At 41.6% G+C, this 14578-nt stretch carries 19 protein-coding genes; 8 read left to right on the top strand and 11 right to left on the bottom strand.

The features are described 5' to 3' along the window. Positions 1-147 precede the first annotated feature (147 nt). The gene (locus AC4E8A_RS09755; protein WP_490198258.1) at positions 148-1890 is read left to right on the top strand and encodes an ABC transporter ATP-binding protein; all 1743 of its coding nucleotides are present in this window, start codon (positions 148-150) and stop codon (positions 1888-1890) included. Between the two features lie 557 nt (positions 1891-2447). Here the strand turns inward: AC4E8A_RS09755 and AC4E8A_RS09750 are convergent. The 4 genes from AC4E8A_RS09750 to AC4E8A_RS09735 all read right to left on the bottom strand — a co-directional run bounded on the left by AC4E8A_RS09750 (position 2448) and on the right by AC4E8A_RS09735 (position 4829). Beyond that, complete coding sequence (locus AC4E8A_RS09750; RefSeq protein WP_490198257.1) at positions 2448-3197, bottom strand: polyphosphate kinase 2 family protein; 750 nt, start codon at positions 3195-3197, stop codon at positions 2448-2450. 112 nt (positions 3198-3309) lie between these two features. Next, positions 3310-3522: a hypothetical protein gene (locus AC4E8A_RS09745; RefSeq protein WP_490198256.1), complete on the bottom strand. Its 213-nt coding sequence runs from the start codon at positions 3520-3522 to the stop codon at positions 3310-3312. Positions 3523-3941: 419 nt separating this feature from the next. Beyond that, positions 3942-4364, bottom strand: a complete 423-nt coding sequence (locus AC4E8A_RS09740; protein WP_490198254.1) for a DUF4064 domain-containing protein — start codon at positions 4362-4364, stop codon at positions 3942-3944. A 72-nt stretch (positions 4365-4436) separates the two neighbouring features. Next, entirely contained in the window at positions 4437-4829 is a 393-nt protein-coding gene (locus AC4E8A_RS09735) for a thiol-disulfide oxidoreductase DCC family protein (RefSeq protein WP_490198253.1), read from the bottom strand. A 355-nt stretch (positions 4830-5184) separates the two neighbouring features. On the opposite strand from AC4E8A_RS09735, the gene AC4E8A_RS09730 reads away from it, so the two are divergent. From AC4E8A_RS09730 to AC4E8A_RS09715, 4 genes are all read left to right on the top strand, one after another. Further along, positions 5185-5379 carry a hypothetical protein gene (locus tag AC4E8A_RS09730; RefSeq protein WP_490198252.1) on the top strand — a complete coding sequence of 65 codons (195 nt, stop codon included), beginning with the start codon at positions 5185-5187 and terminating at the stop codon, positions 5377-5379. Between the two features lie 253 nt (positions 5380-5632). Next, entirely contained in the window at positions 5633-6448 is an 816-nt protein-coding gene (locus AC4E8A_RS09725; RefSeq protein ID WP_490198251.1) for an alpha/beta fold hydrolase, read from the top strand. 136 nt (positions 6449-6584) lie between these two features. Beyond that, a complete protein-coding gene (locus tag AC4E8A_RS09720) occupies positions 6585-7244 on the top strand; it encodes a DUF429 domain-containing protein (protein ID WP_490198250.1) in 660 nt (219 codons plus the stop codon). Positions 7245-7657: 413 nt separating this feature from the next. Further along, the gene (locus AC4E8A_RS09715) at positions 7658-7954 is read left to right on the top strand and encodes a DUF3817 domain-containing protein (RefSeq protein WP_490198249.1); all 297 of its coding nucleotides are present in this window, start codon (positions 7658-7660) and stop codon (positions 7952-7954) included. 822 nt (positions 7955-8776) lie between these two features. On the opposite strand, the gene AC4E8A_RS09710 is transcribed toward AC4E8A_RS09715, so the two are convergent. From AC4E8A_RS09710 to AC4E8A_RS09695, 4 genes are all read right to left on the bottom strand, one after another. Then, the gene (locus AC4E8A_RS09710; protein ID WP_490198248.1) at positions 8777-8875 is read right to left on the bottom strand and encodes a hypothetical protein; all 99 of its coding nucleotides are present in this window, start codon (positions 8873-8875) and stop codon (positions 8777-8779) included. 58 nt (positions 8876-8933) lie between these two features. Then, positions 8934-9413 carry a site-2 protease family protein gene (locus tag AC4E8A_RS09705; RefSeq protein WP_490198247.1) on the bottom strand — a complete coding sequence of 160 codons (480 nt, stop codon included), beginning with the start codon at positions 9411-9413 and terminating at the stop codon, positions 8934-8936. 174 nt (positions 9414-9587) lie between these two features. Next, positions 9588-9866, bottom strand: coding sequence for a hypothetical protein (locus AC4E8A_RS09700; protein ID WP_490198246.1), 279 nt, complete (start codon positions 9864-9866; stop codon positions 9588-9590). Then, entirely contained in the window at positions 9863-10852 is a 990-nt protein-coding gene (locus AC4E8A_RS09695) for a Gfo/Idh/MocA family protein (protein ID WP_490198245.1), read from the bottom strand. Before AC4E8A_RS09695 ends, AC4E8A_RS09700 begins: the two co-directional genes overlap by 4 nt. A gap of 268 nt (positions 10853-11120) precedes the next feature. Here AC4E8A_RS09695 and AC4E8A_RS09690 point away from each other — a divergent pair, with 268 nt between their 5' ends. After that, complete coding sequence (locus tag AC4E8A_RS09690) at positions 11121-11933, top strand: DUF2935 domain-containing protein (RefSeq protein WP_490198244.1); 813 nt, start codon at positions 11121-11123, stop codon at positions 11931-11933. 91 nt (positions 11934-12024) lie between these two features. On the opposite strand, the gene AC4E8A_RS09685 is transcribed toward AC4E8A_RS09690, so the two are convergent. Next, entirely contained in the window at positions 12025-12729 is a 705-nt protein-coding gene (locus AC4E8A_RS09685) for a class I SAM-dependent methyltransferase (RefSeq protein ID WP_490198243.1), read from the bottom strand. A 192-nt stretch (positions 12730-12921) separates the two neighbouring features. Between AC4E8A_RS09685 and AC4E8A_RS09680 the strand changes: the two genes are divergently transcribed. Continuing rightward, the gene (locus AC4E8A_RS09680) at positions 12922-13161 is read left to right on the top strand and encodes a hypothetical protein (protein ID WP_490198242.1); all 240 of its coding nucleotides are present in this window, start codon (positions 12922-12924) and stop codon (positions 13159-13161) included. 24 nt (positions 13162-13185) lie between these two features. After that, positions 13186-13383 (top strand): spore germination protein, encoded by a 198-nt coding sequence (locus tag AC4E8A_RS09675; RefSeq protein WP_490198240.1) that lies wholly within the window; start codon positions 13186-13188, stop codon positions 13381-13383. Positions 13384-13425: 42 nt separating this feature from the next. Here AC4E8A_RS09675 and AC4E8A_RS09670 read toward each other — a convergent pair whose 3' ends face one another. Together AC4E8A_RS09670 and AC4E8A_RS09665 are read right to left on the bottom strand one after the other, a co-directional pair. Next, on the bottom strand, positions 13426-14040 hold the full coding sequence (locus tag AC4E8A_RS09670) for a CPBP family intramembrane glutamic endopeptidase (protein ID WP_490198239.1): 615 nt from the start codon (positions 14038-14040) through the stop codon (positions 13426-13428). 162 nt (positions 14041-14202) lie between these two features. Beyond that, a complete protein-coding gene (locus tag AC4E8A_RS09665; RefSeq protein ID WP_490198238.1) occupies positions 14203-14328 on the bottom strand; it encodes a 3-methyladenine DNA glycosylase in 126 nt (41 codons plus the stop codon). Positions 14329-14578: the final 250 nt, after the last annotated feature.

Below are 14578 nucleotides of genomic sequence, written 5' to 3'. Positions count from 1 at the left end.
TGTCAATCAATAGATTAGAATTCGATGACTGGTCAGTTCAATGCGGGTAATCGTGGAGATAATCTGATACAGTAAGTAAGAATGCAGACACTTTCGGGGGTCTTGTTACAAATTGAAATATGTTTTATATAGAAATGAGGAAGATTTATGTCTACAAAAACCACTCCATCCAGTTGGAACCGCTTCCTGCAATTAATGAAAATCGGCAGGCCATCTAAGTGGATCTTCATATCGGCTTTGGTGTTAAGCTTATTCGAAACTGCCGCCTCCCTTGTTGTCCCTCTTTTCACAAAGTCATTGGTAGATCAGATATCGGGTGCCGGTATCGAAATGAGCTTGATCTTCCTTCTTCTGGCTGCCTTTATCGTTCAGGCCGTAACAGGCGGTTTTTCCTATTATCTGATGACCTACATAGGGGAAACATTTGTGGCGAAAATCAGGGAGGCACTATGGAATCATGTGTTGGAACTGCCTGTTACGTTTTTTGATTCCCATCAATCAGGCGAAACAATGAGCAGGATTACCCAAGACACGAACACAGTCAAAACATTGATCACCAATCATCTTGTCACGTTTGTTTCTGGCATTGTGACAATTATTGGATCCATCATCATCCTTTTGACGATAGACTGGAGCATGACCGTAATTATGTTTGTAGCCGTTCCTGTTTCACTTGTCATCCTGATGCCGCTTGGCAGGAAAATGCATACTGTTTCCAGGCAGACCCAGGATGAAATGGCTGATTTCAGCGGCAATCTTGGCAGGGTGCTTTCTGAAATAAGACTTGTAAAGTCCTATAATGGGCAGCCGGTCGAAAGGATAAGCGGCAGGAAGGGCATCCAAAACTTATTTCAGTTTGGTTTGAAAGAAGCCAAAATCCAGGCGGTAGTCTCTCCGTTTATGACCACGATTATGATGGTGGTTCTAGTCGTGATCATTGGTTATGGCGGGGCAAGGGTTTCTTCCGGTGCCCTTACAGCCGGCTCCCTGGTCGCCATCATCATCTACATGTTTCAGATCATTGTGCCCTTTACCCAGATGGCTACCTTTTTTACTGCTTTTCAAAAAGCTTCAGGTGCTACAGAACGGATTCAGGAGCTTTTGAATGAAGATCCCGAAGGAAGCAGGAACAATGTGAAGAAAGTCTTTACAGAAGAGAAACTTATCTTTGATGAGGTTTCGTTTGGATATAGCAAGAGTACACAAATATTGAATTCAATATCTTTTGAAGTCTCAACAGGTCAGACTGCTGCTTTTGTTGGTCCCAGCGGCGGGGGGAAAACCACGATCTTTTCTTTAATTGAACGGTTCTACCCTTTGACAAGCGGTGTTATCAAGTTAGGAAGCACCTCGATTAAGGATATCCCTTTACAGGAATGGCGCGGGGCAATCGGCTACGTTTCCCAGGAAAGCCCAATCATGTCAGGCACCATATTTGAAAATATCAGCTACGGATTGCAGAGGGAAATTAAGGATGAAGAAGTCTTTGATGCGGCAAGGCAGGCCAATGCGTTTGATTTCATCACTAATCTTACTGATGGGTTTCAGACACAAGTGGGTGAACGGGGAGTGAAGCTGTCAGGCGGACAAAGGCAGCGGATCGCGATTGCCAGGGCATTACTGCGTGATCCGAAAATTCTGCTTCTCGACGAAGCCACGTCCAACCTGGACAGCAAATCGGAACTGCTTGTCCAGATCGCTTTAAAGAATCTGATGAAGGGAAGGACAACTCTTATTATAGCGCATCGTCTCTCAACCGTGGTAGAAGCAGATACCATTTTTGTCATAGAAAACGGGGTGATTTCCGGGAGTGGGACACATCGCGAATTATTGCAGACGAGTGAGCTTTACAACAAACTTGTCCAGCAGCAGCTCGCTGCGGAAAAATAATACTTTTCCCCTTTCAGCCCGGCCAAGTGGATTTGAGCTGGATGATCATAAAGAGGATGTTTAAAGCGTGATTCTCTGATTCCAGCTTTTCATTGGCTGATTTCATCTATTTATCGGCTGACATTTTTTAATGCCGATCCCTTGTTGGCCCGTTCGTCCTTATGGGCCAACATCTATTACTCTCCAAGATCTCATTGGCCATGTACTCTTTTTATTGGCCAATGCCTCTGTGACCCTGACCTTTCATTGGCCCATCTACCCTTTTTGTGGTTCAGCATCCTTACATTTTAAGATCCCCTTGACCCTTTAATCCATATTTTCAGCCTATGCATTTTTCGCTGCATTCTTTGAGGTAAGCGCCTAATTTTCTTAACATGTGGACAAAATTGGGCTCATCCCAGAATGTAATCGACTATATATTCCTCCTCAATTACTTATTCTGGTCAATTTACTCTCTTTACTTGCCAGCTTCTCTTAAATTCACTCATTGGCCAAAACACGAACCATCAAATTCCCAACCAAAAGGATTTCCCGGCTATGCGGGAAATCCCCTGTATCTATTCTTTTCTCTTAACATATCGCTTCAGATCCACATTGCGCTCTTCAAGCTTCCTCGTTATTGTTTGAGTGATGATTTCCAAGGTTTTTACTCTGGCGAATTTTTTATCTTCTCCTTCAATGATATGCCATGGAGCATTCTCTTTGTTCGTGTAAGTAATCATGTCCTCTACCGCTTCCTGGTATTGATCCCACTTTTCCCTGTTCCGCCAATCCTCCTCTGTCAGCTTCCAGGATTTCATGGGGTCATTCTGACGGTCGTTAAATCTTTCCAACTGTTCTTCTTTCGAAATATGAAACCAGAACTTCATGACGATATAATTCTCATTTGAGAGAATCTCTTCATACTGATTAATCTCTCCGTACGCTCTTTGCCATGCATCCTCTTCCGTAAAGCCTTCCACCCTTTCCACAAGCACCCTTCCGTACCAAGAGCGGTCGAAGATTCCGATCTTTCCATACTTCGGCAGCCGGTTCCAGAATCTTTGAAGATAATGATATTGTTTTTGTTCCAATGTTGGAGCAGCTGTGGCATGCACTTCATATCCTCTGGGATCCATATTCTGTGTTGCCCTTTTAATTGCTCCTCCTTTTCCAGCCGCGTCCCAGCCTTCGAATACTAAAATACAGCCTGCTTTCTCATCAAGCAATCCTCTTTGCAGCCCAAGAAGCTCGAGTTGCAACTTCTTCAATCGTTTTTTATATTCTTTACTATCCATTTTTTTGCTTAAATCCACTGAATCCAGCATATGTAGACCTCCTCGTCATGATTGGAAATTCGTTTGGATATCCCTTTTTTATCCGCCGCTGCCTCACTTCAAACTAAAATGGCCCTGATTCCCATCAGGACCATTGACTTAGTTAAAGCCAAGACCAGCCGCGTCGCTTTTCATTACTTCTTTCTTCAACACCGCCGACATTATTCCGGCCGTGATGTTCCCTTCTATCTTCTGCACCGCCGACATTATTATCTTGATGGCGCCTTTTGCCATCATTTTCATTCATAATGATGACTTCATTAGCACGGATCAGCACCTTATCAGCATTAATCACACGTCTTCTTTCCTCAGACAAACCATTCCCCTCCTTCTGTTCAATCATCCATTCAGACACATCCGCCTTTTATGAATGATTGGTATACTAATAAGATATGTTAAAGAGCAGGAAAGGAATGGACATCTATCTTATTTCAAAAATAAACGGGCGGATTACATGATTCAACATAACCAGTAAGGTCTTTTATATCAAGGACGTTTTCGTATTGATTGCTGCTCTTGAAAAATCCCAGGCAATGAACGATCCCCATGGGTACCGGGACTTCTCTGGCTTCATGGATGGGCACTTCTATTCTTTTTTGTGATTAAAGATATTTTTGTGAAAGATGGACAGTAAAGTTTATACATTCATCGTAACTAGCAAACAAGTTTCCGAAAGAGCCAAATAAAAAGAGCTATGACCGAATAAGTCATAACTCTTTCATTACCCATAAGGATTTACCCCATCGTCACTGGTTCTTTAGATTTTCTTACGAAAGACATGATTCCGGCAATCAAGAAAAGGATTCCCGGAAGGAAGCCGATGCCGACTGTTCCCAGCCCAACCACCAAGGCTGCCAGTATGAATAAGATTCCTGATACGATCGGTTTCTTGTTTCCTTTGATAAGAAGAACAGCAATCAGTCCTAATATAGAACTGATCAAGCCAAGGCCGATCAAGAACGGCCCCATGGAATCCATCATCTGCAGGATGTAATTTGTGTCTTCTGCAGTAAGAGTCGGATCATTGCTGAATTCCTGTTCTACAGAATTTCTGATTTCATCGCTATTTGCATTTAAAAAGAATCCCATTATTGCAAATAAAGCACTCAATACAACACCGATGATCCCCATTACGATTTCTCCAGTGCGTTTTACCATAATAAATCTCCTCCTATTGACTTGTTCATTCATTACATACGATAAAATCCTAAAAAAGATTCAAAAAAAATGTCATTCAAGAAATCTTTTTTTCATTTCGGTTCCGGGCAGCATACAGCTGTCTCTCTTTCCAAACCACTTATACCGGTTGCGGGCAATATAATCATACATAGCATCCCGGATCGGCCGTGGAATGACCATGCCCAGATAAAATACCTTCCACATACCGTCCAGATTTTTGGAAACCTTCAGGGCGGCCGTTGATTTCATATACGAGCGGTCGTGTTCAATTAAAATGAAACTGTCTGTATTTGAATCAATCTGATACTTTTCCATCATGGCTATTCCTTGGGGACTTTGCTGTGATGCAAATTGAAAATAACCGGCTTTATCCCGTTTTATAACAAATTGGACGATGTTATTGCAGAGATTACACACACCATCAAACATAATGATTCCATGCATTCATGCAGCCTCCTTTCCTTCACTTTCATATTACCATTTTTCCAAAGACACTTGGTAATGTTTGGTGTGATTCATCAATATGCTTAGAGTTATTGAATTGAATGAAAACCTTCCAATTCAAAAGCTTTTTTCTCATTCAGCACCGTGTATGTACAGCGAAAGGATCATAACGAAATTGGCTTTTTCGAAAGAACCATGTACATTATAAACAAGGTTTGTAGAAGACTTTAGACCCCCTCGTTTTTACTGACTTGGCTAGTCCAAGTCAGCTTTTTTATTTTGATTAGGTGATTTTTTGCTATTGCTACATAAATTCATGTGAAATCTGTATCCTAATGGATGGAGGTGATTTTCCATGGACAAAGATAAAAAAACGAAAACCCCTGACTTTGACAGTCTGGATGACAGGATGATTGCTTCGATGCCTTCGGAACCGACCCTTGTCATCAAAACCAACCTGGACCCGGAAACCATCGAGGAAGAAAATCCTTATTTACAAAAGGACAACCAGCAGGCTTCAGAAAAGTTCAAAGACTACTTCAAAGAATGAGTACTTTACTACTTCACCGCACTGAGGGACTGTCCCCTGTTACGCTAATGCGTTAAAGGATGAGGGCGGTCTTTTTTCTATGTTTACCTCGAGTCAATTGATGATATATTAATAGTGATAGGTTATAATTAAAGCGCTTCAGTATACTTCTGAGAGTGGCAGTTAGGCTGGAAGGTTACTAGATCCCTTCCTTGATCTATGATCTATGAAACACGATTAGCCGCTTCATCATTGATTGCGAGGTTGCATGCATATGTTACATCATAAAACTTATATTAAAGACGGCTCTTCCCCATGGGTGACATTTGTCCATGGGGCTGGAGGAAGCTCCAGCATATGGTTTAAACAAATAAAAGATTTCAAAAAAGACTATAATGTTTTGCTCATTGATTTGAGGGGACATGGAAGAAGCTCTAAAGCCAATTGGAAAAAAGGGGATTCCTTTATCCATGTAGCTGACGAAGTCATCGATGTTTTGAACTATCTGAACATTAATAAATCTCATTTCATCGGCATATCCCTGGGTACCATTGTGGTACAGACACTGGCCCGGAAGCATGCAGGACGCCTTGCATCCATGATACTGGCCGGTGCTGTCATTCAGTTGAACTTCCGCACGAAATTTCTTCTTGCTGTAGGAAACACCTTTAAATTCATTCTTCCTTATATGTGGCTTTACAAGCTATTTGCCTGGATCATTATGCCGCGCTCCACTCATATGGAATCCAGATATACTTTTGTTAAACAAGCCCGTAAAATGTGCCAGAAGGAATTTATCCGCTGGTTTGGGTTGACCAAGTCCATCAACCCGTATCTGAAGAACCTGCAAATGGACTCAAAGGGTATTCCAACGCTGTTCATCATGGGAGAAGAGGACCACTTATTCCTTACCCCTGTCAAGGAACTGGTGGCAAAACAACAAGAGTTAGATTTGAGGACCATAAAAGACTCAGGACACGTCTGCAATATCGATCAGCCCGAAAAGTTCAATTCTATAACCCTTAACTTTTTAAAGAAATTGAATCCAATACCAGCTTCAATTTTGCTTCACCTAGCCGTCCTAATGTAAGGCGGCTTTTTATTTTAAAAAAATGTCGACTTTCAGCCACATCAGCTTTTAAAGCATCCTCCATTGGGTAAAATATACTGATCACCACTAACTAAGCTGAAAATTAACCTATTAAAAATCGAAAGAAGGTGAATATATGATTGTCATTGGCATTGACTTATCAGGTCCGTCTAATCCACAAAATACTGCCGTATCCATTTTTGAAAAAATCAATGGAACCTTGAAGTTCCGGCAGCTGATCAAAGGAGCAACGGATGAAGTCATTCTTTGCAGGATTCGAAAAGAAGCGGAAAACCACTCTGTAATCATTGGAATCGACTCACCCTTATCCTACCAGGACGGAGGTGGAGACAGGCCGGCAGATAAAAGTGTACGTTCCTATATTACAAAACTTGGAATGAAACCTTCCTCCATCATGTCGCCAATTATGAACAGGATGGCCTATCTTACACTCAGGGGCATTTCGCTGACAAGGGCCATTGAAACAATCGAAACCAAGAAACCTGTTAAAATAGTTGAGGTCCACCCTGGGGCCGTGATGGGATCAAGGATACCGGCACACTTGCTTCCACATCTCCTCCATTATAAAAGAAACCAAGATTCACTAACTGAAATCTATCACTTTTTACAATCTACGGACCTTAATGCTTTGCCAGATGAAGTAAAAGAAACCACCCACGCAATTGACGCTTGTGCAGCGGCACTTGGTGCATGGAACTGGGGGGACCCTTATCTGGATCCAAACTGGCACTGGAAGGCAGAACCTCCCTTCCATCCCTATGATTTTTGCTGTTAGGTCATTCAAAGAACAAAGAACAGGCTTGCCAATGGGGAGCCTGTTTTCTAGTTGATTTTTGTTATGTTTAATAGGATCGTATTTTTCAATGAATTTGACTCCCGATATCCACATCTGATGATGAGTCATCAAGGTTTTTTCAGAAGCTTATTGAAACTATCAGCAACGGTACTTTCAGAGTCTTGATCATGTAGCGGCCGGCATATGCTTACCATTCCCCTTGTCTAGTTTTTTCAATGGGTACGTCAAGACTGTGCATTGATCTCTGAAATAAGTCATTTCCACCAAAATCACATCATATAATAATGCCAAGCAGACATGAAATGTTGACTCTGGGAGAAATCAATTGAAGGTTTTATCCGCACTTTTATATTATAATGAACAGTAGGATGAAGAATATTGGAGGATAATCTATGTGGAAAACTGATATAGGTAGATTCAGGCTAATGGGGTTCATTGAAGGAGCCTCGCTTCTAATTTTATTATTCATTGCTATGCCGTTAAAGTACATAGCAGATATTCCGGAAGCCGTTTCAGTAGTGGGGGCGCTCCACGGATTCTTTTTCATTGTCTATTTACTTGTCATTGCCTACACAACCATCAAGGTGCGCTGGGCTTTCAAATGGATTTTCGGCTCTGTCCTGGTAGCCTTCGTGCCTTTCGGAAACATGGTCCTTGACAGCCGATTGAAAAAAAGCCGGTTCTCTTAATGACATGTGATCGAATTCTAAAAAAACAGCTGATGATATTGAATCACTGAAAACCACCCGCTTATATTGATGTTTCTAGTATAATGCAGGGCTCTGATAGTCTTAACGTTGATTGGAGTGGAAGGTGCGTGACCTCCTGCGGGACTAGCCTGACAGGTGAGACCCCGAGTCCAGCTTCAGCGGCCAGCCGCTTGCAGATTTCGGTCTCTCTCCTTGCGATTAGTCATCATCGAATTGCTACACTCTTCGTGATTCCTATATCTCATATGAGAGCCCTCCAATCTGTACGCTGCTGAACCGGGCTTTCCGCTTTTTAGTTCACCGCCCGTCCCGCGGAGTAGCGCACCTGGAACGGAAATCATGACTCTATACCTAAGCCTAGAGAAAAAAGGGCAGAATCGCTCATTGAATGAACGTTTCTGCCCTTTTAATATTTCTTTCTTGGACTTTTTCAGTGCCCTCGATGATACCGCTGTTTTTTTCTCGGATACATTCTCAGTGAATATCGCGGGTTCCGATTCCTGAGAGTTTTTAAGGGGTCACCAAATCCGGTGAATCAATCATATACCACAAAACTATAGAGAGCAGAGAATGATGCTGTACAAGCTGCTTCATTCCTGCATGAAATCATGGAAATCAATAGATGTGCTTGTATTGCAGTTCTATTCCTGCATGATTCCCTGAGAATCTAACGTTACCGGGAAGCAAATTACCCTTTTGATAAGAAATACAGCATCCCGTTTCCCGTACAGTATTTCAAAACCACACAACAAAGCACCCCGGAAAGTAACATATGGGGTGCTTTGTTAGTATATCAACTGGTTAATAAGATCTGGCGCTTCTCTTTTTATTTCTATATTTTTTATAAATTGGATAGACAATTGGTCCCCATTTAATCAAGTGTTTGATTAGTCGTCTCATGAAAGTACCTCCCAATGGTTTCTTCTTCTTTTTTACCTCATTCACAGTGAAGCTAAACTCAATCCAAGGGATCTGCTTTTCTTCCGTATTTCAAGACCTCATAAATAGCCAGACCATCACTTGGCTTGCCTTCTCCAGTTTTAAAAGGAAACAAAGAAAAGAAAATGAAATAGACAGAAAAATAAACAAACTGATAGAAGAATATGTGCACTGGCAATGTACCCTGATAAATCAGATAGTTAATCAGCAGGATGACAATCAAATTGGCCGCGCTGCCTGAAAGATAAATCAGGATATGGACCCATTTTCGATCATATTTCAGTTTTTCATATTGACACCAGCCATCCATGAAATACATTCTTTTCACTTCCAGCGGGCCGACTTTAAATAGCGTCTTGCCCGCTCCGATTGTAAAATTGATTTTAGCACCGAACATCCTTGCCGCCAGGACATGCCCTGCTTCGTGAACAAGTGTAACTAGAGGCAGAGTCAGGAAAAAGGCTAGAAAGAATATCCACATATCATTGAGTGTAAACAAATCCAAGACCCCCGTTAATTTGATGTCTCTGTCTATTTCCTGTTATAAGAAAAAGTAAGCGTGATTTTCAGTTTTTTAATAATCTCGTAACTTAACCTTCATGGTTGTCTTAATCCAGTCAAAAATTGGTCAAAAAAAGAGCCCTTATTTAAGGGGCTCTCTATAAAACACAAGCTATCTCAGCTTCTTAAATGCTTTAATAAATTCATTCGGATCTTCTTTCACATAAAAACTGAAGAGCCCCTGATGGGTATGTAAATACAAAAATCCTTTATGGCTGTTCAGGGATTTGTATGAAACATCAAAAACGTTCTTCATTCTGAAGGTTTTTGAGGTACAGATAATGCTCTCGGAAAATAATTGAAGTTCATGCTCCGTTTCATCAGCCAACTGGACATCATGTTCGATTTTTCTGGTGACAACATAGTAAGGATGACTGGTAATTAACTTCATGAGTGTTGATCACTAGGAAATTCTATGCCAATCTGCCTCCGTGCTTCATCAAGAATGGACAGTGTATCTGTTGAAAGCTGAAAAGATTGCATCGCCGATTCGGTTTCACCTCTTTTTATTAAGTCGACAAACTCACAAATTTCGTAGTACATTGTATTCTCTTCTTGTTGGATGCTGATATCTTCGATAGACCCATCCCTGTAGTGTATTTCCACTTTTTTCGGATCGGAAATACTATCAATGATGATACTTCCGTCTTCCCCCTGTATCTCTGAGGGAATGGTGGAATTTGTTATTTTGGAATACATAGCGGTTGCTTCCATCTCTTTATACTTAAAGAGAACGGTCCCCTCCCCATCTGCACCAGAGTCCAGCATCATTCCTTGTGCATAAATTCTTTGTGGCTTTCCGAATAATGATACAACAGGCAGGATACAGTAAATTCCGATATCCATTAAGGAACCATTGCCCAACTCAGGCCTAAAGGCATTCATCACAGTGCCTTTTCTGTATGAATCATATCGGGAAGAATATTGATTTTTCACGGACACAAACCTTCTGACTTGCCCAATTTTTGGCAGGTTTGCCCTGATTGCCTTGAAACTTGGTATGAATGTTGTTTTTAAGGCTTCCATTAAGAGTACATTGTTTTCTTTGGATGCATCGATCATCCCTTGCAGCTCATCAGCGTTTGTAGCAGCCGGCTTCTCGCACAGTACATGCTTACCCTTATTCAAGAAAGTGATGGACTGCTTCGCGTGCAGGATGTTCGGGCTTGCTATGTATACGGCATCTATCTTATCGCTTGCTGCCATTTCGTCTAAATCGGTAAATGTATTTTCCACTCCATATTTGGCTGCAAAATCCTTCGCCTTTTCTTCGGTCCTTGAATAAACAGCCGTAAGTTTAAAATCTCCCACCTTACCTGCTGCATCCAGAAATCTATCTGTTATCCAATTGGTGCCTATAACTCCAAATCGAATCATATTATTCCCCTTCCTGCTATCTGCTTTTATGTCGATAACCACACTTTATCACTTTTTCCATAATGGGTGAAATTATTTATCCTGTCTGCAAATCAAACTTTCGTTAATTTTTGCTGACATCCCCTCATATATTAAATCGATATGGTTCAGACAGGTTTGTTCATGGCAAGACATTATAATTTATATTCCTGACATTCACAGCATTTTTCAACTTCAGAACCTGCACGATTTCATAAGGTAAAAAAAACAAAAAGGAGTGTCATTCATAATGAGCAGAAATAGTTTGGAAGATAACGCCCTTTACGAACACCGTTTTTGGCTGCAGATACTTGGTGACCATGCACGATTTATTCATGATACACTCTCCCCTTCAGAGAAAGACGAGATCAGGCAGGCCGAACAATTTATCTCTGTCATGGATCAGCTCCTTCAAATGGCAAGACAGCCGTCAACTGGGCAGAAGCTGGATGATTTGAACAGGATGGCCGCAAAGCAAACTGAAAAGCTCAGAACATTTAAGCTTTCTCTGATTAAAAAGAAACTGACAGGGAAAGTGGTCATCGGACTTGGGGAAACCTTCATCAATCACATGGTGAACGAGTTGGAAGAATACCTGACCATCCTTGATCACTTGCTCCGAGATGAAGGAGTCCCGGTATTCCATGCGGTTCACCACCATCTTCTATGGTTGTCCGATGCATCTGGGCATGCGGGAGCCATCAATGATGAACTTGACTTAAGCGAGAAAAAACTGAAACAAAGAGGCTCGGCTTTTCAAAAAGATTTTGAAGCATTTTACTTAAAATCGATTGAGCTGGCTGGCTATCTGAGGACCGGACTCTCCGAATTTCCAGCCTTGGCAAAGTTCAATGAAGATGTCGAACTCGAGATGAAAATATTTAGAAATTTCCTTGCCGAATTGGAAGAGTGGGAAATGAACAATAAACTGCTTGGTTCATTTTCAGCGTTGATGGCAGATCATATGGGTCGTGAAGAATGTTATTATCTGGTTAAACTTTATGAATCTGCAGGTACCCAGCTGCCTGACTGCGACCCCACAGCCCCGCGAGTAACAGCCTGAGCACTTCAACACTTTAAAGCACCGGGGGACAGTCCCCTGTTACGTTAAAGGAATGAAGTACCCCTTTCCAAGCCCAAGGCATCTTGGGCCTTTACTTTTTGCATTTGATGATCCTGACCCCTAATAAATCTCTATATTTCTCCACGTAATCTTCATGGCGGTCAAGCATCTCATGAATTTCTTCAGGAATCTCATCTGATAGGTTGAATTCAATAATGGGTTCCGGCGATAACAAGGGGAAATCAGGTCTTTCAATGTTCACTTCCTCGAACCCTGCTCCTTCTGCACACCGTTTCCAGTCCTCCTCAGTGAAAAAATGGCTCACACCATAAAAGCTCCCCAATTCACTTCGGTCTTCAATGGCCAGGTCATTCTCTGCTGTCATTTCGACCGCAATAAAGATGCCTCCAGGTTTCAACACTCTTGCCACTTCAGAAAGAACGGCCGGACTGTCTACAAAGGACAAAACGGATTCACTGGTGATTAAATCAAACGTCCCGTGCCCGAACGGCATCTCTTCTGCTGCCCCTTTTACCAACTCCACTTCCGCTCCTGCTGCCTTAATCCTCTTTTCCGCCTTTTCCAGCATAATAGGATGATTTTCCAGCCCCACTACCCTGCTTCCGAACACCTCCTTCATAAAGACGGCTGTCTGGCCAGTGCCGCAGCCTATATCCAAAAGACACATTCCTTCCGTAATTTTTTCCCGGAACATCAGCTCCTTTGTCAGCAGGATCCCACCGGGATGTGCCCCTCCAATTCCATATAAAGCTAAGAAATCAAGATAACTCCCCATACCTCTATCCCCTTTTCAAAGGTATATTTAAATCATTCATTCATAGAAATTCAAGGTCTTAGGTCAAGAATTAACCCCTTTCTCTAAATATCTAATGAAAAGAAGGCGAAATAGGTGAATGAACAATCAACATGTCCATGTGATGAATACATTAGAAGTATACCAAATTATAGGAAAGGAGAGTTCTGGGGAATGAACTATTATCATTTATGCTGCCGCCACCATGGCAAAGTGGTTAGAATCAACGACCATTTCGGAAGAACACATCTTGGTGAAATTACACGAGTGACAAACAATAAAGTATTCATCCGCCCTGTAAGAACAAACCGAGGATTTGGCTACCTTGGCGGGGGATGGGGATATTACGGCTTTGCTTATGGAATTGCTCTAGGGGCCATCACTGGATTGGCTCTGGCTGCATTCATTTGGTAAACCGCATTGAAAGGAGCCAAAGTCATGCCTTGCTACATCAATAAAGTCTATATTCATCATATCAGCGGAGGGGAAGTCACGTTCGGCGCACCATTAAACCAATCGCCAGTCTCCAGCTCAAAAAGTACGAATGGATCAGTGTCTGGGAATACTGGTCCCTTCCAGATAACCTCAAATGGAATTTCTTTCACGCAGGCCACACAGACGCCGATGACCCTTTAATTCAAAGAAAAACAAGCTTGGGCCAAGCTTGTTTTTTTACAGTCACCAAATATAAATATGAATTACATAAACCAGCATAATTCCCATATCCGCCAGCATATGGCTTATCATCGGTGCAGCGATGGAAACGGTTCTCTGTTTGATAACCCCCCAGATGACGCCAGCTAAAAAAACCGGAATGAACGCGATCATGTTGAATGGCCAATTAAATAATTCAACCAACGAAAGAATATGATAGAAGCTGTAAAAAAAAGAGGCAATAAGAATGGATTTTCCTGGAGAAATTGAAGTCTTTAATTCTTCAAAAATGAAATCCCGCCAATATTTCTCTTCCAGGCAGGGATTCAGAAAAATCAAAACGGCCATCAACCCCCATACCATGGCTCCATCAAAATTCCATTCTTTCAACAATGAACGAATATGTTCAAGATCAATCAAGAATGAGAATAAGTAAGAGACGCTTGCAAATAGGATGGCCATAAAAATCAGACCGCTTGCTAAACCTATAATAATAGAGTTCTTTGTAAAGCATATTTTCCATTTAACATGATTGGGCTGTTTCCATCTGCTAATGGACGGCACTAGGAGAAGCCAGCCATAAAACAAACCAAATGTCAAAGGGACATTTCCAAGCAGGGTCAAGCCTATAAAAATCATCAGGGTTGGCCCCAAAAGAAGAAGAAACTTTCTCATACCTCACCTCGGCAGCAATCCTTTTATTTCTATTATTGTATCATTTTTCAAGCCACCCTTAAAAAAGGACAGAACCAATATTGGTCCCATCCTTTAAAATCTGGTTTCATTAAAAATGGTAAGGAATCAATCCTCCTGATGCTTTGGCTTCTGTGGATCTCTCTGCGGGTCGATATCCTGTTCGTGTTCCTTCTTTTCTTCCTGTTCTAAAGAGAGGTTATCTTTTTCTTCTTGATTTTTTTCTTTACTCATTCTGAATCCTCCTTTAAAATGTCTGTCACTTTGGTATTTCCCCATTCACTTTTTACTCAAACAAAAAAACCTTGCCCCTCCCGCAGGAAATCTTGCAGGGAGCACAAGGGTGAATTTGTTTATTTGATAGACACATATCAGATACTTTTAGATCGCTCATCCTTCATCAATCACTCTTGCTTTATTTAATCATTCTGGTTCTGGCTGCCTCATGAACCTTTCAAAATATAAATCACCATGTCTAAACAAA

It is taken from the genome of Bacillus sp. SRL337, assembly GCF_984799155.1.
The sequence above is the reverse complement of the archived record's forward strand: the minus strand, read 5'-3'. Positions and strand labels throughout refer to the sequence as shown.